General features: G+C 61.1%; 21 protein-coding genes and 3 tRNA genes. 10 read left to right on the top strand and 14 right to left on the bottom strand.

Translation table 11 applies throughout. From position 1 onward, the window contains the following. Window positions 1-16 precede the first annotated feature (16 nt). Genes amiB through nnr form a run of 3 tightly spaced genes read right to left on the bottom strand, consistent with a single transcriptional unit; the run spans window position 17 to window position 3831 of the window. Window positions 17-1828, bottom strand: a complete 1812-nt coding sequence (gene amiB / locus ACSJLU_RS01890; RefSeq protein WP_049294707.1) for an N-acetylmuramoyl-L-alanine amidase AmiB — start codon at window positions 1826-1828, stop codon at window positions 17-19. A gap of 7 nt (window positions 1829-1835) precedes the next feature. Further along, on the bottom strand, window positions 1836-2306 hold the full coding sequence (tsaE, locus tag ACSJLU_RS01885) for a tRNA (adenosine(37)-N6)-threonylcarbamoyltransferase complex ATPase subunit type 1 TsaE (RefSeq protein WP_025305017.1): 471 nt from the start codon (window positions 2304-2306) through the stop codon (window positions 1836-1838). A 10-nt stretch (window positions 2307-2316) separates the two neighbouring features. Beyond that, a complete protein-coding gene (nnr, locus tag ACSJLU_RS01880; RefSeq protein WP_439041051.1) occupies window positions 2317-3831 on the bottom strand; it encodes a bifunctional ADP-dependent NAD(P)H-hydrate dehydratase/NAD(P)H-hydrate epimerase in 1515 nt (504 codons plus the stop codon). Here nnr and queG point away from each other — a divergent pair. Then, window positions 3830-4969: a tRNA epoxyqueuosine(34) reductase QueG gene (queG, locus tag ACSJLU_RS01875; RefSeq protein WP_025305015.1), complete on the top strand. Its 1140-nt coding sequence runs from the start codon at window positions 3830-3832 to the stop codon at window positions 4967-4969. The two genes, nnr and queG, sit on opposite strands and share 2 nt — an antisense overlap. Window positions 4970-5280: 311 nt before the next feature. On the opposite strand, the gene ACSJLU_RS01870 is transcribed toward queG, so the two are convergent. The 4 genes from ACSJLU_RS01870 to orn all read right to left on the bottom strand — a co-directional run bounded on the left by ACSJLU_RS01870 (window position 5281) and on the right by orn (window position 6366). Continuing rightward, window positions 5281-5356 (bottom strand) — tRNA-Gly (locus ACSJLU_RS01870). Window positions 5357-5410: 54 nt separating this feature from the next. After that, window positions 5411-5486: transfer RNA gene (locus tag ACSJLU_RS01865), tRNA-Gly, on the bottom strand. A gap of 66 nt (window positions 5487-5552) precedes the next feature. Next, window positions 5553-5628: transfer RNA gene (locus ACSJLU_RS01860), tRNA-Gly, on the bottom strand. Window positions 5629-5820: 192 nt separating this feature from the next. After that, window positions 5821-6366 (bottom strand): oligoribonuclease, encoded by a 546-nt coding sequence (gene orn, locus ACSJLU_RS01855; RefSeq protein WP_004929689.1) that lies wholly within the window; start codon window positions 6364-6366, stop codon window positions 5821-5823. A 245-nt stretch (window positions 6367-6611) separates the two neighbouring features. Between orn and rsgA the strand changes: the two genes are divergently transcribed. From rsgA to mscM, 3 genes are all read left to right on the top strand, one after another. After that, on the top strand, window positions 6612-7661 hold the full coding sequence (gene rsgA, locus ACSJLU_RS01850) for a small ribosomal subunit biogenesis GTPase RsgA (protein WP_004929686.1): 1050 nt from the start codon (window positions 6612-6614) through the stop codon (window positions 7659-7661). Between the two features lie 76 nt (window positions 7662-7737). Next, on the top strand, window positions 7738-8631 hold the full coding sequence (gene asd / locus ACSJLU_RS01845; RefSeq protein ID WP_025305014.1) for an archaetidylserine decarboxylase: 894 nt from the start codon (window positions 7738-7740) through the stop codon (window positions 8629-8631). A gap of 13 nt (window positions 8632-8644) precedes the next feature. Continuing rightward, window positions 8645-11992: a miniconductance mechanosensitive channel MscM gene (gene mscM / locus ACSJLU_RS01840; RefSeq protein ID WP_089181562.1), complete on the top strand. Its 3348-nt coding sequence runs from the start codon at window positions 8645-8647 to the stop codon at window positions 11990-11992. A 67-nt stretch (window positions 11993-12059) separates the two neighbouring features. Here the strand turns inward: mscM and epmA are convergent, their stop codons facing one another. Next, window positions 12060-13037: an elongation factor P--(R)-beta-lysine ligase gene (epmA, locus tag ACSJLU_RS01835; protein ID WP_025305012.1), complete on the bottom strand. Its 978-nt coding sequence runs from the start codon at window positions 13035-13037 to the stop codon at window positions 12060-12062. Between the two features lie 385 nt (window positions 13038-13422). On the opposite strand from epmA, the gene frdA reads away from it, so the two are divergent. The 5 genes from frdA to blc all read left to right on the top strand — a co-directional run bounded on the left by frdA (window position 13423) and on the right by blc (window position 17343). Beyond that, on the top strand, window positions 13423-15219 hold the full coding sequence (frdA, locus tag ACSJLU_RS01830; protein ID WP_049209616.1) for a fumarate reductase (quinol) flavoprotein subunit: 1797 nt from the start codon (window positions 13423-13425) through the stop codon (window positions 15217-15219). Beyond that, entirely contained in the window at window positions 15212-15946 is a 735-nt protein-coding gene (locus tag ACSJLU_RS01825) for a succinate dehydrogenase/fumarate reductase iron-sulfur subunit (protein ID WP_004929676.1), read from the top strand. The genes frdA and ACSJLU_RS01825 overlap by 8 nt, the downstream gene beginning before the upstream one ends. 14 nt (window positions 15947-15960) lie before the next feature. Then, the gene (gene frdC / locus ACSJLU_RS01820) at window positions 15961-16353 is read left to right on the top strand and encodes a fumarate reductase subunit FrdC (protein ID WP_025305010.1); all 393 of its coding nucleotides are present in this window, start codon (window positions 15961-15963) and stop codon (window positions 16351-16353) included. 12 nt (window positions 16354-16365) lie between these two features. Continuing rightward, the gene (frdD, locus tag ACSJLU_RS01815; RefSeq protein WP_004929672.1) at window positions 16366-16725 is read left to right on the top strand and encodes a fumarate reductase subunit FrdD; all 360 of its coding nucleotides are present in this window, start codon (window positions 16366-16368) and stop codon (window positions 16723-16725) included. A gap of 84 nt (window positions 16726-16809) precedes the next feature. Further along, complete coding sequence (gene blc / locus ACSJLU_RS01810; protein WP_281041705.1) at window positions 16810-17343, top strand: outer membrane lipoprotein Blc; 534 nt, start codon at window positions 16810-16812, stop codon at window positions 17341-17343. Here the strand turns inward: blc and sugE are convergent. The 4 genes from sugE to efp form a co-directional block, all read right to left on the bottom strand. Further along, window positions 17337-17654, bottom strand: coding sequence for a quaternary ammonium compound efflux SMR transporter SugE (sugE, locus tag ACSJLU_RS01805; protein ID WP_004929669.1), 318 nt, complete (start codon window positions 17652-17654; stop codon window positions 17337-17339). The two genes, blc and sugE, sit on opposite strands and share 7 nt — an antisense overlap. Before the next feature lie 192 nt (window positions 17655-17846). Further along, window positions 17847-17978 carry an entericidin A/B family lipoprotein gene (locus ACSJLU_RS01800; protein WP_004929668.1) on the bottom strand — a complete coding sequence of 44 codons (132 nt, stop codon included), beginning with the start codon at window positions 17976-17978 and terminating at the stop codon, window positions 17847-17849. A gap of 121 nt (window positions 17979-18099) precedes the next feature. Then, a complete protein-coding gene (locus tag ACSJLU_RS01795; protein WP_004929667.1) occupies window positions 18100-18231 on the bottom strand; it encodes an entericidin A/B family lipoprotein in 132 nt (43 codons plus the stop codon). A 70-nt stretch (window positions 18232-18301) separates the two neighbouring features. Next, complete coding sequence (efp, locus tag ACSJLU_RS01790; protein ID WP_004929666.1) at window positions 18302-18868, bottom strand: elongation factor P; 567 nt, start codon at window positions 18866-18868, stop codon at window positions 18302-18304. A gap of 42 nt (window positions 18869-18910) precedes the next feature. Here efp and epmB point away from each other — a divergent pair, with 42 nt between their 5' ends. Continuing rightward, window positions 18911-19939, top strand: a complete 1029-nt coding sequence (gene epmB / locus ACSJLU_RS01785; protein WP_380828103.1) for an EF-P beta-lysylation protein EpmB — start codon at window positions 18911-18913, stop codon at window positions 19937-19939. An 86-nt stretch (window positions 19940-20025) separates the two neighbouring features. Here epmB and ACSJLU_RS01780 read toward each other — a convergent pair whose 3' ends face one another. Both ACSJLU_RS01780 and ACSJLU_RS01775 read right to left on the bottom strand, forming a co-directional pair. Further along, window positions 20026-20370, bottom strand: coding sequence for a DUF4156 domain-containing protein (locus ACSJLU_RS01780; protein WP_025305007.1), 345 nt, complete (start codon window positions 20368-20370; stop codon window positions 20026-20028). Window positions 20371-20673: 303 nt separating this feature from the next. Further along, window positions 20674-22299: a methyl-accepting chemotaxis protein gene (locus ACSJLU_RS01775; RefSeq protein ID WP_380828106.1), complete on the bottom strand. Its 1626-nt coding sequence runs from the start codon at window positions 22297-22299 to the stop codon at window positions 20674-20676. Window positions 22300-22330 lie beyond the last annotated feature (31 nt).

Here is a 22330-nt window from a genome sequence, read left to right as displayed (position 1 = left end):
TCCTGTAGCGGTGGCGCTAGGCCTGCGGAATGGTCAGCGTCCGGTCCAGCGGCGCGACGTCCGACTTCAGATTATTGACCCGTTTCAGATCGCCGACGCTGACCCCATAACGAGAGGCGATAGAGGACAGCGTGTCCCCGCGGGCCACTTTATGTTTAGACGGCTTCTTCGCCGGCGTTTTCGCCTTGGCGACGGCGGTGACGGCGGCGGTTTTCCCCGCCGGCACCTTCAGACGTTGCCCGACCCACACGCCGTCTTTTTTCAGTTTGTTCAGATCCCGCAGCGCCGCCATGGTCGTGCCGTAGCTGTCGGCGATGCCGGACAGCGTCTCCGCTCGTTTCACCACGTGGATCTGAGTCTTGCCGCTTTCGCTGCGGCTCGCGCCAGCAGAGCTCACGATAGGCTCAGGCTGGCGCACGTCTGGTGTTGAGGTGTTAACCGCCGCTGCGACGTCCAGCGGTCGGTTTTCCACCTTTGGGTCGGCTTGCAGCGGATGCGCCAGGAAGTAGCTGCGCAGGCCGTTATGAATGGCCTTGGCAATCTTCTCCTGATACGCGCTACTGCCCAGCAGCCGCTCCTCCGTGCTATTACTGATAAATCCGGTTTCCACCAGCAGCGAGGGAATATCCGGCGAACGCAATACACCCAGGCTGGCGTGTTCCGGCCGGCGTTTATGCAACGATCCGACGCTCTGCAGCTGCTGCAGCACCTTCACCGCCACATCGTACCCGACGCGTTGCGAGTGGCCGAACTGCAGGTCCAGCACCGCCTGGCTCAGATAAGGATCGGCCTGGCTGTTGGCCAGCAAATCGCCGGCGCCGCCGAGCAACTCAGACTGCTTCTCATGCTGTTCGAGCCAGCCGGCCATTTCGCTGTTGGCGCGGCGATTGGACAGCACCCAGACGGAAGCCCCGCTGGCGCTGCGGTTCGGCGCGGCGTCAGCGTGGATGGAGACCAGCACGTTGGCACCCTGTTTACGCGCAACGTCGGAACGCCCCATCACCGAGATGAAATAGTCGCCGTTACGCGTCAGCACCGGTTTGAACTGCGGATCGGCGTCCAGCATCGCCTGCAGGCGGCGCGCGATGGCGATGGTGACATTCTTTTCTTTCAGCCCGCTCGGGCCAATGGCGCCCGGATCCTGGCCGCCGTGGCCGGCGTCGATCGCTACCACCACCCGATCGCCGGAACCGGCGGAAACGCGGCTACTGCGCGGCGTCACCTCGGTGGCGGTGCCTGCAACCACGGTCTGTTTATTGGTAAACGGATTCGATCCCGTCGGCGCTTTGCGCAGCGGCGGCTCCGGCGCTTCACGCACCGCGACCGGCGCCTGGCGCGGTGGCTGGCTGACCGTGACGGGTGCCTGACGCGGCGGTGGATTGACCGCAACCGGCGCTTTACGCACTACGGTATTGGCACTGCCTTCGGCCGTGATAGTGAACACTACGGTGTGCACGCCGCCGTTCTGGCGGGTGGCGACGCGGGTTTTGGCGCGCTGCGTCAGATCAAACACCAAACGCACGCTCTGAGCGTCTTTCGGCGCGCTGGAGCGAATGCTCTTCACCAGGTTTTGGCCGCTGAAATTGAGCGGCAGGCCGCCGACCTTGCCTTTCTGGTTGACGTCAAGCACCACGCGCTCCGGTCCGTGCAGCGGGAAAAACGCGTAGTCCGGCGGACCATTGAAGCTCACCGACACCGTCGCTTCGCGTTGGGCGTTGGACACTTTGATATCGGACAGCGAGGACGCCGCCAGCGCGTTCAACGCGCCGAGCGGCCCCAGCACGGCGATCAGCATGATGACCGCAAATTTTTTCAACACATGCGTCATTGCAGCATCATCCCTGTGATCCATGAATACGGTCTAACAGCTGGCTGCCGTATGCGGAAATCGCCTCGATCTTCGCCTCTCGCCCCTCGCCCTGATAGCTGAGGTGCAGCGCCAGATCCGGCTCCGGCAGCACGCCAGTGCCCTGCTGCGGCCATTCGACCAGGCAGATGGCGTCTTGCGCGAAGTAATCGCGAATGCCCATAAATTCAAGCTCTTCCGGATCGGCCAGGCGATACAGATCGAAGTGATACACCGCCAGCGGCTGCAAGGCATAGGGTTCCACCAGCGTGTAGGTTGGGCTTTTGACGTTGCCCTGATGCCCCAACGCCTGCAGGAAACCACGGCTGAAGGTGGTTTTACCGGCGCCCAGGTCGCCGTAGAGATAGATGACGCTGGCGCGATCGCAGGCCTTGGCCAAAGTGGTGCCCAAAGCGACAGTCGCTGCCTCGTCCGGCAGAGGTAAAACGAGTTCTTTCATTCGATAAAGTCTATTTTGCCCACTCAGGGTTAACGAAATGAAGGATGTCCGGCAGTAAATCGGTCGCCAACATGCCTCTTGTTCCTTGTCTTTCCGCTACGCGATCGCCGGCCGCGCCGTGTACGACGCAGCCCGCACAGGCGGCATCATACAGCGAGAGCTTTTGCGCCAGCAAACCGCCGATGATGCCCGACAGCACATCGCCCATGCCGCCGGAGGCCATGCCGGCGTTGCCGACGTCGGCGATCGCCATCTGCCCCTGCTCATCGGCGATCAGCGTACCGGCGCCTTTTAGCACCGCCACGCCGCCGTAGCGTGCCGTCAGCTTGCACACGGCAAGTAAGCGATCACTCTCGATGTCGACAGTGCTGCAGCTCAACAGCCGCGCAGCCTCTCCAGGATGCGGAGTCATCACGCGATTCTGCCGTTTCTCGGGATTTAATGCCAGCAAGTTCAGCGCATCGGCGTCCCACAAGGCCGGTTTATCGCTGGTTTGCAGCACGTTCAAGGCGTTTTTGCCCCATTCAGCCTGGCCCAGCCCCGGGCCAATCACCAGCACATCCGCCCATTGCATCGCCTGCCGCAGCGTCGCCTCGTCCAGCGCCTGCGCCATCAGCTCCGGCCGGGCCGCCAGCAGCGGTGCGACGTGCTCAATGTGAGTAAGCACTCGCACCAATCCCGCCCCGCTGCGCAGCGCCGCTTCCGCCGCCATGCGAATGGCGCCACCGAACCCGCGATCGCCGCCCACCAACAGCAGACGGCCATGCTCGCCTTTATGGGCACAGGGACGACGCGGATGCAGCCAGCGCGGTAACACCTCGGCGGTAAGCCGCTGAATCTGCTCCGGTTGCTTCGCCAGCCAATCCGATAAGCCTAGCGTATTCTGATGAAGTTGCCCGACCCAGTCGCGCGCCTGCCCGGTCAGCAAACCCGGCTTGAGGCCAATGAACGTGATGGTGTGCGCGGCACGCACGACCGGGCCCGGCGTCGCGCCACTTTCCGCCAGCAGGCCGGACGGGATATCGAGCGCCACCACCGGCGCCGAATGGCGGTTGACGGCCTCGATCAGCGCGTCGTAGGGCGCACGCGGCGCGCTGCCCAGGCCGGTGCCTAGCAGGCCATCAATGATGAGCGAAACAGACGCCGGCCAGCGGCTGTTCGCCGGCAGAATGTCGCCGCCGGCAGCCAGCCAGGCCTCGCGGGCCGCTGCGGCCTCCGGCGGCAAAGGGCGTGCGCCTTCGCAGGCGATCACCGTCACCTGCACGCCCGCCGCCTTCGCCAAACGCGCCACCACATAGCCGTCGCCGCCGTTGTTGCCGTGGCCACAGAGCACCAGCCAGTGGTTGCAGGAGGGATAAGTGTCGCGCGCCAGTACGTAGGCCGCCTGACCGGCGCGCAGCATTAAATCGTAAAGAGAAAGACCGAGCGAGGCCGCCGCCGCAGGTTCCGAACGACGGATCCAATCCGCAGGCCAGACAGAGTGTGGTAAACTGTCAGCGTATGCTTTTTCACTGTGGCCCGTCATGACGCACCCCCTCGATCTCCATCAACTCGCCCAACATATCAAGCAATGGGGGCAATCGCTAGGATTCCAGCAGGTTGGCATCTGCGATACCGATCTCAGCCTGGAAGAGCCGAAGCTGCAGGCCTGGCTCGACAAACAGTACCACGGCGAGATGGAATGGATGGCGCGCCACGGCATGCTGCGCGCACGCCCTCACGAGCTGTTGCCGGGCACGCTGCGGGTGATCAGCGTGCGCATGAACTACCTGCCGGCCAAGGCGGCGTTCGCCAGCACCCTGCAGAACCCGCAATTGGGCTACGTCAGCCGCTATGCGCTGGGGCGCGATTATCACAAGCTGTTGCGCCAGCGTCTGAAAAAGCTGGGCGATCAGATCCAGGAATACTGCGGCGAGTTGAATTTTCGCCCCTTTGTCGATTCTGCGCCGGTGATGGAGCGCGCGCTGGCCGCCAAAGCGGGCATTGGCTGGGTTGGTAAACACTCACTAATTCTCAACCGTGAAGCCGGGTCGTGGTTTTTCCTCGGCGAACTGCTGATCGACCTGCCATTGCCGGTGGATCAGCCGCAGGAAGAGCAGTGCGGCCGCTGCGTTGCCTGCATCACCACCTGCCCGACCGGCGCCATCGTCGCGCCCTACACCGTCGATGCCCGGCGCTGCATCTCCTACCTAACCATCGAGCTGGAAGGCGCGATCCCGGAAGAATTCCGTCCGCTGCTCGGCAACCGCATCTACGGCTGCGACGACTGCCAGCTGATTTGCCCGTGGAACCGCTTTTCTCAGCTCACCGACGAAGACGATTTCAGCCCCCGCGCCGCGCTGCATGCGCCGCAGCTGCTCGATCTGTTCAACTGGACGGAAGAAAAATTCCTGCGCATCACCGAAGGCTCGGCGATACGCCGCATCGGCCACCTGCGCTGGCTGCGCAATATCGCCGTGGCGCTGGGCAATGCGCCCTACGAGGACAGCATCGTGCTCGCACTGCGCACGCGTTTGGGCCAAGACGCCATGCTGGACGAACATATCCACTGGGCGCTGGCGCAACAGCTCGCTCGCCGCGAAGCGCAGGGTATCGAGGTGCAGACGGCGCAGAAAAAGCGGCTGATACGGGCTGTGGAAAAAGGTTTGCCAAGGGATGCCTGACGGCGTACGCCATTCAGGCGAATCGCCGGAAGACTCACTCTGTGGATTTGTGCATAAAAATAAAAACACGTTGTCTTTCAACTGCAACAAAAAGAGCAAGTGATCGGCATAACGTTTTGGGATAAATAAATAAGCATATAAATCAAATAGATAAATATTTAATTTGTATGACGTTGATTTTTCAGTCAGGCGAGTTTATGTACAGAGGCTGTGGATAACTCTGTTTACAACATTTTTACCAGGCGTGTAAAACGGGACAAAAACCCGCGCCGAATAAGGCGTTGGATTTGAGTTTGAAACGAAGAGAAAATTGGAGCGGGAAACGAGACTCGAACTCGCGACCCCGACCTTGGCAAGGTCGTGCTCTACCAACTGAGCTATTCCCGCATTGAGATGCTTTTGGCATCCGGCCACCAAACACTGGCGTGACCTTTGAATTTTTGGAGCGGGAAACGAGGCTCGAACTCGCGACCTCAACCTTGGCAAGGTTGCGCTCTACCAACTGAGCTATTCCCGCGTCGCATAGGTACTGCTTGATACTGCTTTATTTATTCATCATGCCGCATCGCGACATTGTTGAATTTGGAGCGGGAAACGAGACTCGAACTCGCGACCCCGACCTTGGCAAGGTCGTGCTCTACCAACTGAGCTATTCCCGCCCGGCGTATCGATGGTGGAACGTTACGAAATTCTTCATCGGTACGGGGTGCGCATTATACGAGAAATCCTTTTTGTCGCAAGCCCCTGAAAGCAAAAAAACGCGATTTTTGTTTGATTGCCGATTAAAGCGCCAGATTGGCGAATTAAGCGGCTAAAAACGGCGTTTTTTCCCCGCAGGGGCCGTCATCGCCTTAAAGCTGAATGAAATGTTCGCGGTAATAAGCCAGTTCGGCCACCGATTCACGGATGTCATCCAGCGCCTGATGGGTGCCCTGCTTCTTAAAGCCGCCGAGAATTTCAGGCTTCCAACGGCGCGCCAGCTCCTTCAGCGTGCTGACGTCCAGATAGCGGTAATGGAAGTAGGCCTCCAGCTCCGGCATATAACGGAACAAGAAACGGCGATCCTGGCCCACGCTGTTGCCGCAGATCGGCGATTTGCCGGCCGGTACCCACTGCTGCAGGAAGGCTATCGTTTCCAGCTCAGCGGCGCGATCGTCCTGGCGGCTGGCTTTCACCCGCTCCACCAGCCCGCTGCCGGTATGGGTGCGCACGTTCCACTCGTCCATCAAGGCCAGCTGCTCGTCGGATTGGTGCACGGCGATCACCGGCCCTTCCGCCAGGATGTTCAGGTTGGCGTCGGTGACCAGCGTGGCGATCTCGATAATGCGGTCACGCTCGGGATCCAGCCCGGTCATCTCCAAATCGATCCAAATCAGGTTATTTTCGTTTCCTGTCATGATGTTTCCTGCCTAAAAGCCGAGAGAAAAACGCTGTGCGGACGAGACGACGGGCGCCGCCGGTGGCAACGCGCCGCAGCCGGCGGCTAACAACGGTTATTTAATATAAAATAGCGTGTATCATAGTCTTTTTGGTCGCCATCGGCGACATATACCCTGACGGGTTCAAGGCTGCGCCCGGGGCTAGTCCCTCGCCGCAGCTGTGCGTATACGTAAAGGTATAAAACCGATTCAAGTGAGGCGCAGTGAGTAAGAACAAACTGTCCAAAGGTCAGCAACGCCGCGTGCAGGCGAACCATCAGCGCCGTCTGAAACGCGCTGATAACAAACCGGAACCGGATGATTCCCAACTGGGCGAGCCGCAGGAAGGCGTCGTCATCAGCCGTTTCGGCATGCACGCCGACGTTGAGGCGCCGGATGGCACTCAGCACCGCTGCAATATCCGCCGCACGCTGCGTTCGCTGGTCACCGGCGATCGCGTGGTGTGGCGCCCCGGCCTGGGCACCCATGAAGGGGTAAAAGGCATTGTGGAAGCGGTGCACGAGCGCACCTCGGTGCTGACGCGCCCGGACTTCTACGACGGCGTGAAACCGATCGCCGCCAATATCAATCAGATCGTCATCGTGTCGGCGATCCTGCCCGAGCTGTCGCTGAACATCATCGACCGCTATCTGGTGGCCTGCGAAACGCTCGAAGTCGAGCCGCTGATCGTGCTCAACAAAATTGACCTGCTGGACGCCGAAGCGCGCAAGCTGGTCGACGGCATGATGGATATCTATCGCAAGATTGGCTACCGGGTGCTGGAAGTCTCCAGCCAGACGCGGGAAGGCATGGCGGAATTCGAACAGGCGCTCGCCGGGCGCATCAGCATCTTCGCCGGCCAGTCGGGAGTCGGCAAGTCCAGCCTGCTGAACGCGCTGCTGCCGCCGTCTGAAGAGCAAATTCTGGTAAATCAGGTTTCCGACGTCTCGGGCCTCGGGCAACATACCACCACCGCCGCGCGGCTGTACCATTTCCAGCACGGTGGCGACGTGATCGACTCCCCGGGGGTGCGCGAGTTTGGCCTGTGGCACCTGGAGCCGGAACAAATCACCCGCGGCTTTGTCGAATTCCGTGATTATTTAGGCGGTTGCAAATTCCGCGACTGCCGCCACGATACCGATCCCGGCTGCGCCATCCGCGCGGCGATGGAGAAAGGCGATATCGCGGAAGAGCGTTTCGACAACTATCACCGCATTCTGGAAAGCATGGCTCAGGTGAAGGTTCGCAAGAACTTCACGGACGCCGCAGACTGACACTGACGGGCGAGCATTGACGACGGCGAGGCCCTCGTTACAATGCGCGCCCTTTACCCTGATTCACGAGGTTAACGTGCTGGATAGCATCAAGATTAAACTGCAATATTGGCTACCGAAGCTGGCGCTGACCCGCCTGGCGGGCTGGGGCGCCGACAAACAGGCAGGCTGGCTGACCCAACTGGTGGTCAAAACCTTCGCCCGCTACTACCGCGTGGACATGCAGGAAGCGCAAAACCCGGACCTGACGTCTTACGCCACCTTCAACGACTTCTTCGTGCGCCCGCTGCGCGATGGCGCGCGCCCGATCATCGCCGACGCCAACTGGCTGGCGCTGCCTGCCGATGGCGCCATCAGCCAGCTCGGCCCGATCCGCGAGGATCAAATCTTCCAGGCCAAAGGCCACCACTACAGCCTGGAAGCACTGCTGGCCGGCAACTACCTGTTGGCCGAGCCGTTCCGCAACGGCCTGTTCGCCACTACCTACCTGGCACCGCGCGACTATCACCGCGTACACATGCCGTGCGCCGGCGTACTGCGCGAAATGATCTATGTGCCGGGCGATCTGTTCTCGGTCAACCCGCTCACCGCCGCCAACGTGCCTAACCTGTTCGCTCGCAACGAGCGCGTGATCTGCGTATTCGACACTGACATCGGGCCGATGGTGCAAATCCTGGTCGGCGCCACCATCGTCGGCAGCATCGAAACCATCTGGGCCGGCACCGTCACGCCGCCGCGCGAAGGCATCATCAAACGCTGGACCTACCCGGCCGCCGGCGAAGAAGGCGCCATCGCGCTGGAAAAAGGCGCCGAGATGGGCCGTTTCAAACTCGGCTCCACGGTGATCAACCTGTTTACCGCAGGCAGCGTGCAGTTTGCGCCGCAGCTGCATAACGGCACCGTCACCCGCATGGGTGAGGCCTTCGCCGAAATCCCGGCCGCCGCTGAAACACCACAGACCCCGCTCTAAAGGAATCGACGCCGTGCGCCTGATCATCACGCTTTTGCTCGGTTGCCTGCTGTGGCAACCGGCGCTGGCCGCCCCCGTGCCGACCGAGAACCAGCTCAAACAGGAGCTGAAGCAGGCGGAAAGCAGCAAAAACGCGCCGAATCAGGCGGAAACCACCGAGGCGCTGCAAAGCGCCCTCAACTGGCTGACGGAGCGTAAAGAGTCGCAGACTCGCTCCGAGCAGTATCAGAGGGTGATCGACGATTTCCCGAAGATGACGCAGGAGCTGCGCCGTCAGCTGGTGCTGGAAAGCAACAAGATCCTGCCGAACGGCGACGATCTGCCGGCCGCCGAGCTGGAACAGCAGATTCTGCAAACCAGCAGCCTGCTGCTGGAACAGGCGCGCCTGCTGCAGCAAGAGCAGGATCGCACGCGGGAAATCAGCGATTCGCTCGGCCAGCTGCCGCAGCAGCAGACCGACGCCCGCCGCGCGCTGACCGAAGTGCAGCGCCGTCTGCAGGCGCAGCCCGCCAACCCGACCACCCCGTACGCGCAGGCCGCCCTGGCCCTGCTGCAGACCGAAGCCGCGGCGCGCAAAGCCAAAGTAGACGAGCTGGAGCTGGCGCAGCTGTCGGCCAACAACCGTCAGGAGCTGGCGCGCATGCGCGCCGAGGTCTATAAAAAGCGCCACGAGAAAATAGACATTCAGCTGCAGGCGCTGCGCAACAACCTCAACGCCCAGCGCCAACGCGAAGCGGAACTGGCGCTGGAAAAAACCGAGCAGCTGGCCGAGCAGAACGGCGATTTGCCAAAAAGCCTCAGCCAACAGCTGCAGATCAACCGCGAACTGTCCGCCGCGCTGAACAGCCAGGCGCAGCGCATGGATCTGATTTCATCGCAGCAGCGGCAGGCGGCGGCGCAGACGCTGCAGGTGCGCCAGGCGCTGAGCACCATCATCGAACAGGCCCAGTGGCTCGGCTCGTCGTCGGCGTTAGGGGAAACCCTGCGCGCCCAGGTGGCAACGCTGCCGGAAATGCCCAAGCCGCAACAGCTGGACGGCGACATGGCCCAGCTGCGCGTGCAGCGCCTGCAGTTTGAAAATCAACTGGAAAAACTGTCGCAGCGCGAATTCAAACGCGACGACGGCAGCGCGCTGACCAACCAAGAGCAGCGCATCGTCGATGCTCAGCTGCGCACCCAGCGCGAACTGCTCAACTCGTTGCTGTCCGGTTGCGACACCCAAATCCTCGAGCTGACCAAGCTGAAGGTGGCCAACACCCAGCTGATCGAAGCGTTGAACGAGATCCGCGACGCCACCCACCGCTATCTGTTCTGGGTGCCGGACGTTAATCCGATCAACTTTTCCTACCCGCTCAACGTGGCGCACGATCTGACCCGCGTCCTGTCGCTGGACACGCTGTCGCAGCTCGGCGGCGCCTTCATGATGATGGTGACCAGCCGCGAAACGCTGATCCCGATCTTCGGCGCCCTGCTGCTGGTGATTTTCAGCATCAGTTCGCGCAAGCACTATCACGCCTTCCTCGAGCGCGCCAGCAGCCGCGTCGGCAAGGTGACGCAGGACGAATTCTTCCTGACGGTGCGCACCGTATTCTGGTCGATTCTGGTGGCGATGCCGCTGCCAGTGCTGTGGGCCGCGCTCGGTTACGGCCTGCAGAGCGCCTGGAACTACCCGGTGGCGGAAGCGATCGGCAAAGGGGTGACCGCCACGCTGCCGATCCTGTGGATCTGCATGATCTGCGCCGCCTTCGCCCACCCTCAGGGGCTGTTCATCGTGCACTTCCGCTGGCCGGCGAAGCAGGTTTCGCGCGCCATGCGCTACTACAAGATGTCGATCTGGCTGATCGTGCCGCTGATCATGGCGCTGATCACTTTCGATAGCCTGAAAGAACGCGAGTTCGCCAACACGCTGGGACGGCTGTGCTTCATCCTGCTGTGTCTGGCGCTGGCGCTGGTCACCCACAGCCTGAAGCGCGCCGGTATCCCGCTGTATCTGGATAAAAACGGCTCCGGCGACAACATGCTCAACAGCGCCTTCTGGGGGCTGCTGCTGTCGGCGCCGCTATTGGCAGCACTGGCCTCGACCGTCGGTTACCTCACCACCGCGCAGGCGCTGTTGGCGCGCCTGGAAACCTCGGTAGCGATCTGGTTCCTGCTGCTGGTCATCTACCACATCATCCGCCGCTGGATGCTGATCCAACGGCGGCGCATCGCCTTCGATCGCGCCAAACAGCGCCGCGCCGACATCCTGGCCCAGCGCGCCCGCGGCGAAGACGAAACCTCGCACACCCCGAACAGCACTGAAGGCGCCATCGATCCGGACGATTCGGACTTCGATCTGGACACCATCAGCGCCCAGTCGCTGCGGCTGGTGCGCTCGATCCTGACGCTGATCGCGCTGGTGTCGGTGATCGTGCTGTGGTCGGAGATCCACTCCGCGTTCGCCTTCCTGGAAAACATCTCGCTGTGGGACGTGACCTCGACGGTGAACGGCGTGGAAACCGCCCATCCAATCACTCTCGGCGCGGTTCTGATCGCCATTCTGGTGTTGATCATCACCATGCAGCTGGTGCGCAACCTGCCGGCGCTGCTGGAGTTGGCAGTGCTGCAGCACCTGGATCTGACGCCGGGCACCGGCTACGCCATTACCACCATCACCAAGTACCTGTTGCTGGTGTTCGGCGCGGTGCTCAGCTTCGCCTGGATCGGCATCGAATGGTCGAAACTGCAGTGGGTGGTTACCGCGCTCAGTCTGGGGTTGGGCTTCGGCATGCAGGAGATCTTCTCCAACTTCATCTCCGGCCTGATCATCCTGTTCGAGAAACCGATCCGCATCGGCGACACCGTGACGATCCGCAACCTGACCGGTACCGTCACCAAGATCAACACCCGCGCCACCACCATCTCGGACTGGGACCGCAAAGAGATCATCGTGCCGAACAAAGCCTTCATCACCGAACAGTTCGTCAACTGGTCGCTGTCCGACACCCTGACCCGTGTGGTGCTGACCGTACCGGCGCCGGGCGAAGCCAACAGCGAAGAAGTGACCAAGATCCTGATGAACGCCGCCGAGCGCTGCTCGCTGGTGCTGGATAACCCGGCGCCGGAGGTTTACCTGGTCGATCTGCAACAGGGCATCCAGATCTTCGAGATGCGTATTTACGCCGCCGAGATGGGCCACCGTATGCCGCTGCGTCACGAGATCCACCAGTTGATCTTGGCGGGCTACCGCGAGCACGGCATCACGCTGCCGTACCCGCCGTTCCAGGTGCGCACCGAGACGCTGTCGCGGTTGACCAACAACGGCCGTACGCCGCCGTCCACGCCGGCGCCGAACACCAAGCGCGACGCCGGGGGGCTGTAAGCGTTTCTCGCGATAAAAAAAGGGCCGGCAAATGCCGGCCTTTTTTGCTTTTCTTACCGCCTGAAACTCAGGCGATCCCGACTGGGAAGGCTAAAACTTCGCTCAGGCTCTCGGCGCCCAGCGCCAGCATCACCAGGCGATCCACGCCCAGCGCCACGCCGGAGCATTCCGGCATGCCGTGCTGCAACGCCGCCAACAGGTTGTAGTCGATCGGCTGCTGCGGCAGGCCGCGCTCCGCACGTTTGCGGTTGTCCTGCTCGAAGCGCTGCTGTTGTTCACGGCCGTCGGTCAGCTCGCGGAAACCGTTCGCCAGCTCAATGCCCTTGAAATACACCTCGAAACGCTCCGCCACGCGGTGGTCTTCGGTGCTGATCTCCGCCAGCGCCGCCTGGCTGGCCGGGAAGTGGTACACGAACGCCGGTTTTTCACGGCCGATATGCGGCTCCACGCCCACGGTGAACAGCAGCTGCAACAACGTATCACGGTCTTCTTCGGTATCGGCGATGTTGCTCAGATCGAGTTTGGCTGCCGCTTCACGCAGCTGCGCCTTCTCCGCCGACAGCGGATCGATGTCCAGATGGCGCAGGAACGCCTGCTGATAGGACAGGGTCTCCGCGCTCTCGCAGTCCAGCACCTGTTGCAGCAGATCGTCCACCTCGTTCATCAGGCGGTACATGTCGTAGTGCGGACGGTACCACTCCAGCATGGTGAATTCCGGGTTGTGATGCCGCCCGGCTTCTTCATTGCGGAAGCTGCGCCCCATTTGGTAGATCGGGCCGCTGCCCGCCGCCAACAGGCGCTTCATGTGATATTCCGGGCTGGTCATCATGTATAGCGTCAGGCCCTCTGCCGCCCCCGGCCCGACGAAACGCGTCTCGAACGGGAACAGGTGAACGTCGGTGACCGTCGCCTGGCTCATGGTGGGCGTCTCAACTTCCAGCACGCCACGATCGGCGAAGAAACGCCGGATCTCAGCCAGAATCGCTGCGCGTTTCAACAAATTGGCGATGGGTGCACTAGGCTGCCAGCTTGCCGTTTCGCTCATGGTAATTAACTCCGAAATCAAACAGGGGATGCAGTCTACTCGCATCCTTGCAGCCAAACAAATTCTTCACGATGCACAACCGTCCATAACGCCAATTTCCGATAAATGGGCGGCAAAAGCGCGTTAAAAAGGGTAAAGCAGGCCAAACGCGCAAAAAAACAGGCAAGCCTGTTGGTCGAGCGTTAATCGACAAAACAATCGATCACATCAAATTTCGACTACTTAACTTTAGGTATAGTTAATTCCCCATTATTGGTGGGAGATATCTATCCTTAACCTTTAAGCAACATTAATCGGTTCAATTAGTTAGCACCCGAAGAGTTCGCTAAATTTTAAGCATAGATATTTAACTTGCCGTTCTTAACAAGAACATTGGAGGAATGCAGTGCAAACCTTTAACGCCGATCTTGCCATTATTGGGGCCGGGGGCGCTGGTTTACGTGCAGCAATAGCCGCAGCGGAAGCCAATCCCCAACTGAAAATCGCGCTGATCTCTAAGGTCTATCCGATGCGCAGCCACACGGTCGCCGCCGAGGGGGGCTCCGCCGCCGTCACCCAGGATCACGATACCTTCGACTACCACTTCAACGACACCGTCGCCGGCGGCGACTGGTTGTGCGAGCAGGACGTGGTCGATCACTTCGTGCATCAGTGCCCGCGCGAGATGACCCAGCTTGAGCAATGGGGCTGCCCGTGGAGCCGCAAACCGGACGGGTCGGTCAACGTGCGGCGCTTCGGCGGCATGAAGATCGAACGCACCTGGTTCGCCGCCGACAAGACCGGCTTCCACATGCTGCACACCCTGTTCCAAACCTCGCTGAAATACCCGCAGATCCAACGCTTCGACGAGCACTTCGTGCTGGATATCCTGGTGGATGACGGCCAGGCGCGCGGCCTGGTGGCGCTCAACATGATGGAAGGCACCCGCGTGCAGATCCGCGCCAACGCGGTGGTGATGGCCACCGGCGGCGCCGGGCGCGTTTATCGCTACAACACCAACGGGGGCATCGTTACCGGCGACGGCATGGGCATGGCGTTCCACCACGGCGTACCGCTGCGCGACATGGAGTTCGTGCAGTATCATCCGACCGGCCTGCCCGGTTCCGGCATCCTGATGACCGAGGGCTGTCGCGGCGAAGGTGGCATCCTGGTGAACAAAGACGGCTACCGTTACCTGCAAGACTACGGCATGGGCCCGGAAACCCCGCTGGGCGAGCCGAAGAACAAATACATGGAGCTGGGCCCGCGCGATAAAGTGTCCCAGGCCTTCTGGCATGAATGGCGCGCCGGCCGCACCATCGCCACCCCACGCGGCGACGTGGTCTACCTCGATCTGCGCCACCTGGGCGAGAAAAAGCTGCTGGAGCGGCTGCCGTTCATCTGCGAACTGGCCAAGGCCTACGTCGGCGTCGATCCGGTGAAAGATCCGATCCCGGTGCGCCCTACCGCGCACTACACTATGGGCGGCATTGAAACCGACCAGAACTGTGAAACCCGCATCAAGGGGCTGTTCGCGGTCGGCGAGTGCTCCTCCGTCGGCCTGCACGGCGCCAACCGCCTCGGCTCCAACTCGCTGGCGGAACTGGTAGTGTTCGGCCGCGTCGCCGGTGAACACGCCGCGCGCCGCGCGCTCGAGACCGCGCCGGCCAACGGCAGCGCGCTGGATGCGCAAACCCGCGACGTCGAAACCCGCCTGAGCAACCTGATGAAGCAGGAAGGCAACGAAAACTGGGCGAAGATCCGCGACGAAATGGGGCTGTCGATGGAAGAAGGCTGCGGCATCTACCGCACGCCGGAGCTGATGCAAAAAACCATCGATAAGCTGGCCGAGCTGAAAGAGCGTTTCAAGCGCGTCAACATCACCGACAACACCAGCGTCTTCAATACCGATCTGCTGTACACCATCGAGCTGGGCTATGGCCTGGACGTCGCCGAATGCATGGCGCACTCCGCGTTTAACCGCAAAGAGTCGCGCGGCGCCCACCAGCGCCTGGACGAAGGCTGCACCGAGCGTGACGACGTCAACTTCCTCAAGCATACGCTGGCGTTCCATAACCCGCAGGGCGCGCCGCGTCTCGAATACAGCGACGTGAAAATTACCAAGCTGCCGCCGGCCAAACGCGTCTACGGCGCAGAAGCCGAAGCGCAGGAGAAAAAGAATAAGGAGCAGGCAAATGGCTGAGATGCAAACCCTGAAGATCGACGTCATGCGCTATAACCCGGAAAGCGACGCCGAGCCGCATTTCGTCACTTACGCCGTGCCTTACGACGAACAGACCTCGTTGCTCGATGCGCTGGGCTACATCAAGGATAACCTGGCGCCGGACCTCTCCTACCGCTGGTCTTGCCGCATGGCGATCTGCGGCTCCTGCGGCATGATGGTCAACCGCGTGCCGAAGTTGGCGTGCAAAACCTTCCTGCGCGACTACGTCGGCGGCATGAAGGTTGAAGCGCTGGGCAACTTCCCGATCGAGCGCGATCTGGTGGTCGACATGACCCACTTCATCGAAAGCCTGGAGGCGATCAAACCGTACATCATCGGCAACGATCGCAAACCGGAGGATGGCCCAAACGTGCAGACTCCGGCGCAGATGGCCAAATACCACCAGTTCTCCGGCTGCATCAACTGCGGCCTGTGCTACGCGGCATGCCCGCAGTTCGGCCTCAACCCCGAGTTTATCGGCCCGGCGGCGATCACGCTGGCGCACCGCTATAACCTGGACAACCGCGACCACGGCAAGAAACAGCGCATGCCGCAGCTCAACGGCCAAAACGGCGTCTGGAGCTGCACCTTCGTCGGCTATTGCTCCGAAGTCTGTCCGAAACACGTCGATCCCGCCGCCGCCATCCAGCAGGGCAAGGTGGAGAGCGCCAAAGACTTCATGATCGCCATGTTGAAGCCGCAATAAGGGAGAAAATTGCCATGACAACTCAACGTAAGCCCTATGTGCGCACCATGACGCCCACCTGGTGGCAAAAGCTCGGCTTCTACCGTTTCTACATGCTGCGCGAAGGCACCTCGGTGCTGGCGGTCTGGTTCAGCATCGTGCTGCTCTACGGCGTGTTCGCGCTGAAGGGCGGCGCCGAGAGCTGGGCCGGCTTCGTCGGTTTCTTGCAGAATCCGCTGGTGCTGTTAATCAACGTCGTCGCATTGCTGGCGGCGGCGCTGCACACCAAAACCTGGTTCGATCTGGCGCCGAAGGCCGCCAATATCGTGGTCAACAGCGAGAAAATGGGACCGGGCCCCATCGTGAAAGGGCTGTGGGCCGTCACGATCGTCGTCAGCGTGGTCATCCTGGCCGTGGCCCTGTTCTAATCCGGAGGAAACATGATAAATCAAGCACCTAAACGCTCCGATGAGCCGGTTTTCTGGGGATTGTTCGGCGCTGGCGGCATGTGGGGCGCGATCGTCGCGCCGGCTATCGTGCTGCTGGTCGGCATTCTGCTGCCGCTGGGGCTGTTCCCCGGTGAAGCGCTGGGTTACGAGCGCGTGCTGGCGTTCTGCCAGAGCCTGATCGGCCGCCTGTTCCTGCTGCTGATGATCATTCTGCCGCTGTGGTGCGGCCTGCACCGCATCCACCATGCGATGCACGATCTGAAGATCCACGTGCCGGCCGGCAAGTGGGTGTTCTACGGTCTGGCGGCAATCCTCAGCGTCGTCACCGTCATCGGCGTCGTCACTCTGTAAACCGCTCGGGTGGCCAACGCCCGTTGGCCGCCCTTTTCTCATCGGCTACACTGTTTACTCGCCCCCGGTAAACAGGAGTCACCGATGCGTTTATGGTCAAAGCTTAGCGTCATGCTTTCCGCCCTGCTCTCCGTCGCCTGCAGCGTCTCCCCGCCTAAAGACATCAAGGTCGTGACCCCCTTTGACAGCCAGCGCTATCTCGGTACCTGGTATGAGATCGCTCGTCTGGATCATCGTTTTGAACGCGGTTTGCAGCAGGTGACCGCCCATTACAGCCCGCGCGCCGACGGCGGGCTGAACGTCATCAATCGCGGCTTCAATGCGCAAAAACAGCAATGGCAAGAAAGCGAAGGCAAAGCCTACTTTATCGGTTCACCACAAGTCGCGGCGCTGAAAGTGTCGTTCTTCGGCCCTTTCTATGGCGGCTACAACGTGATTGCCCTGGATCCGGCGTATCGCTACGCGCTGGTTTGCGGCCCGAACCGCGACTATCTGTGGATCCTGTCGCGCACGCCGACGCTTGACGCCGCCGTGCGCGATCGTTTATTGCAGACAGCCAAAGGCTACGGTTTCGCCACCGACAAGCTGATCTGGGTGCAGCAGTCCGCCGATCAGTGACTGCTGAACTTCAGCCCGAGTATGCCGACCACGATCAGGCACAGGCTGATGATGCGCGCGATATTGGTCGATTCGCCCAACAGCACCATGCCCATGATGGCCGCGCCCACCGCGCCGATGCCGGTCCACACCGCGTAGGCGGTGCCGGCGGGCAGCGTTTTCATGGCGTTGGCCAACAGCAACATGCTGACCACCATCGCGGCGATGGTGATGATGCTCGGCGTCAGCCGGGTAAAACCGTGGGTGTATTTCAGACCGATAGCCCAAACCACTTCGAGCAAACCGGCGATAAGCAGAATAATCCAGGCCATGAGACGGCCTCCCTACCACTGGGGTCGTCCCCGATAAAATGACGCGTAAACGGGTCGTCCCGTTTAGCGAGGTGATGCATGACGGGTAACCTCACCCGCACTGCGGCAGGATAGCAGCAGCGTTAACGCTCAGGCAAGGGATAGAAATGTGGCGGCTCTCCGCAGCCGGAACGCCGCCGGGTGGAATGCGGATTATTCCGCGCTGCGCTGAATAGCCTTGCCGCCGGCCTGAATGTCTTCACCCACACCGCGGGTGGTATTGCAGGCGGTCAGCGAGCTCAAAATCATCAAAGAGAAGATCGCGATAATACTTTTCTTCAGCATAAGAAAGTCCTTATTTGTCGTTGATGAAAAAGTACGGCTTTCTAAGCGTAGTCAAAATTGACGGAGGGTGTGGGATCGTGACCGGCTTTGTGGCGCAAATACATCGGGTTAAAGACGGGGATCAGCTGGCCGTGCGGGAGATGGCGCCGCCGAGATGCTGAACGTCTTCGCCGAAGCCGCGAAACGTATTGCAACTGCTGAGGGAGAAAAGGAACAACAGGGAGAGCACGGCCAACAACGTTTTCTTGAACATGCGGATTTTCTGCCAACGAACGGGGATGGGATAAAACAGAGGAACCGCGGGGGTTCCTCTGTTTTGAAACTTATTTAACGCGAGAGACGTATTCGCCAGAGCGAGTGTCAACCTTGATCACTTCGCCGATCTGGACGAACAACGGCACTTTCACCACGGCGCCGGTGCTCAGGGTTGCCGGCTTGCCGCCAGTCCCTGCGGTATCGCCTTTCAGGCCAGGATCGGTATCGGTGATTTCCGCTTCGATGAAGTTCGGCGGCTGAACGGCGATTGGACGGCCATCCCACAGGGTGATGATGCACTCTGCGTTATCCTGCAGCCATTTGGCCGCGTCGCCGACGGTTTTGCCGTCAACCTGATGCTGTTCGAAAGACTCAGGGTGCATGAAGTGGTAGAACTCACCGTCGCTGTACAGGTAGTTCATGTTGGTGTCCATCACGTCTGCGCCTTCGCAAGAATCGGTAGACTTGAAGGTTTTTTCCACGCGGGTGCCGGTCAGCAGACGGCGCATTTTCACGCGCGCAAACGCCTGGCCTTTGCCCGGCTTAACGAACTCACTGGCTTCGACGGCGTAAGGTTCGCCCTCGAACATGATTTTAAGACCCGGACGGAAATCGTTGCTAGAATAAGTCGCCATGATGGCCCTCTGAATATTTGAACTGGTAGCTTAGCCAAAAAAATGGCACACATTATAACCCAAAGTACGGCACATAGAGAAGATTGGTTGCATCAACTCGCCGATGTTATTACCGATCCCGATGAATTACTGCAGCTTTTGTCACTGAATACGCACCCGGAACTGCCGCAGGGGCGCGATGCCCGCCGGCTGTTTGCCCTGCGCGTGCCGCGCGCCTTCGCTGCGCGCATGCGCCCCGGCGATGCCAACGACCCGCTGCTGCGCCAGGTGCTGACCGCCAGAGAGGAGTTCATCAACGCCCCAGGGTTCACCACCGATCCGCTGGATGAACAGCGCAGCGTGGTGCCGGGCCTGCTGCACAAATACCGCAATCGCGCGCTGCTGCTGGTCAAAGGCGGCTGTGCGGTCAACTGCCGTTACTGTTTCCGCCGTCACTTCCCCTATCAGGATAATCAGGGCAACAAGAACAACTGGCGGCAGGCGCTGGATTATATCCGCCAACACCCGGAACTGGACGAGATCATTTTTTCCGGCGGCGATCCGCTGATGGCCAAAGACAGCGAGCTGGAGTGGCTGGTCGGCGAGCTGGAGGCCATTTCGCACCTGAAACGCCTGCGCATTCACACCCGTCTGCCGGTGGTGATCCCGGCGCGCATTACGCCGGCGCTGTGCCGCCTGCTGTCGGCCTCGCGCCTGCAGGTGCTGATGGTCACGCACATCAACCACGCCAACGAAATCGACCGCGAGCTGCAGAGCGCCATGGCCCAGCTGCGCCTCGCCGGCGTCACGCTGCTCAACCAGAGCGTGCTGCTGCGCGACGTCAACGACCATGCCGATACGCTGGCGGCACTCAGCAACGCGCTGTTCGACGCCGGCATCCTGCCCTATTACATCCACGTGCTGGACAAGGTGCAGGGCGCGGCGCACTTCATGGTCAGCGACGATGAAGCGCGCGCCATCATGCAGGCGCTGCTGAGCAAGGTGTCCGGTTATCTGGTACCGCGCCTGACGCGTGAAGTGGGCGGCGAACCGAGCAAAACGCCGATCGACCTGCGCCTGATGCAGGAGTGACGCGCGCCACATGGCCCGATGGAACGAAAAGAGGAATGCCGTGGCATTCCTCTTTTTTATCTCTTTGCGGCTGCGGCCTCAGCGCCTTACGGGCACTTGTAAACCTGGCCGACCATTTTGCTGTCCAGCGGCGCGAAGCTGGAGAGCAGGTTCTGGCTTGGGCTGTTGGCGCCGTAAATGACGTTGCCGCCCATGGCCGCTGCCTTGTTGCGCAGATCGTTGGCCGCACCGCGCATGGAGCTGCCTTCACCGCCGTTGCCGGACAGCCAGTTGCTCTGGGTGCCGGTCACTTCCCCCAGCAGCTGGCATTCCGCCGCCGGCTTGCTGTCGGTGAACTTGATCTGCTGACCCGCAGCGGTCAGTTCATGAGTGGTGCTGCAACCCGCCAGCAGCATCGCTGCCGAAAGACCCAGTAAGGCTTTAATCCGCATCTTGTTCCCCATTCGATGTTGAGAATTACGCAAAATCTTCTACCCGTCGCCTTTCAAGCTGTAGCGTTGTTGACTGCGCTCGCTCACCCCAGTTACTTACTCAAGTAAGCGCCTGGGGACTCACGAGCTGGCCGCCTAGCTACAACTTGAAATTCATAGGGTATATCAGAAAGCGATGCCATCTCTTAAGCATCCGTTGCCGCGCGAGCGGGCCAACGTCTTGAGCGACAGCTGATGACTTACCAGTTTACCAGCTAAATCGCCCCGGGCGGCAAAAATATCATCAAATACAGTGCGGCGGCGTTATACCCAACCGGCAACGGCCGCCGATGCCTGCGCCTCCACGTCGCCCTGGCGCGGTTCCCCCTCCGCCAGTTTGAATACCGCCACCGCCTGCGCCAGCAGGGCCGCCTGTTCCTCCACGCCGACGGCGGTGGTCGCCACCTCCTCCACCAGCGCGGCGTTCTGCTGGGTCACCTGATCCATCTGGGTCACCGCCACCCCGACCTGCTCGACGCCTTTGCTTTGCTCTTCCGACGCATAGGAGATGTTATCCATCAGCGACGTCACCTGGTTCACCGAGCCGACGATGGCATTCATCGTCTCGCCCGCCTGTTCCACCAGCCGCACGCCGGCGGCGATATCGCCGGTTACGCCGTCGACCAGACCGCTGATCTCCTTGGCCGACGTCGCGCAGCGCTGCGCCAGATTGCGCACTTCGCCGGCTACCACCGCAAAACCCCGCCCCTGCTCCCCGGCACGTGCGGCCTCGACGGCGGCGTTCAGCGCCAGAATGTTGGTCTGGAAGGCGATGCCGTCGATCACGCTGGTAATATCCCCCACCTGACGCGCGCTGTCGTTGATCGCCCGCATCTTGTCGATCGCGCTGGCCATCAGCGTTTCGCCGTTGCGGGCAATGCCGGCGGTCTGATTGACCATGCCGGCGGCCTGAGTGGCGTTATCGGCGTTTTGCCGCACCGTGGCGGTAATCTGCTCCATGCTGGCGGCGGTTTCCGTCAGCGCGCTGGCTTGTTCTTCGGTGCGGCTGGAGAGATCGGCGTTGCCGACGGCGATCTCGTGCGTACCGTGGTTGATCGACTCCACACCGTCACGCACCTGCTGCACGGTCGCACTCAGCTCCTGCTGCATCGTCCGTAGGCTGGCGAACAGCATGCCGATCTCATTGTTGTTGCGTACCGCGATCTCGCTGCGTAGATCGCCGCGCCCAACCTTTTGCAAGTGTTCGGCGATCTGGCGCAGCGGCAGAATCAAGCGCCGGCGGAAATCACGCTGCACGGCGACCAGCAGCAGCAGGATCGCCGCCAGGGTGCCGCTCAGCAGGCGGGCGAAGACTTTTTGGGTCTGCTCCGCCTCTTCCACTGCCAGACGGTGGGCGGCCACCGTGGCCCGCATGTAGTCGGCAAACTGGTTATCCAGCCGCTGGCGCACCTGGCGCTTCTCTGTCGCCATGGCGTGCAGCCGCTCGATCAGCGCCGTCTGTGGCGTGTCGGCCAACAGCGTCAGTTCTTGCTTCAGCACCGCCTGCTGCGCCAGGTAAACCTTTTTCATCGCCTCGCCCAGATCCGGGCGCGATACCGTCAGGCCCGGCGTCTCCCAAAACAGGTTGAACGCGACGTCGGCGCTGCGCAGCTCACCGCGCGCCTCATCGATTCCCTGCTGAATATCGGCTCTGCTGGTCTGCGCCCAGCGCTCGAACGCCATGTTGTCGATCAGCGTCTGCGTTTGCAGCAAAGCACGCCAACTGCGGTTAAGCGCCGCTTCCTCGTCGGAGAACGTGCTCATCCTGCCGATGCTGTTGCCGTTTTGCTGCATGAAATAGAAGGCGATGGCGCCGGTTCCCATGGGCATCAAGCCCAGCAGCAACAGCATCATCATCAGCCAGGTGGCTATTTTCATATTTTTCAGCATAAGTCGTCTCCGTTGACAGTCACACCGGCGA

It is taken from the genome of Serratia bockelmannii (assembly GCF_051803255.1).
GTDB lineage: Bacteria > Pseudomonadota > Gammaproteobacteria > Enterobacterales > Enterobacteriaceae > Serratia > Serratia bockelmannii.
This window is presented reverse-complemented; position numbering and strand designations above follow the sequence as displayed.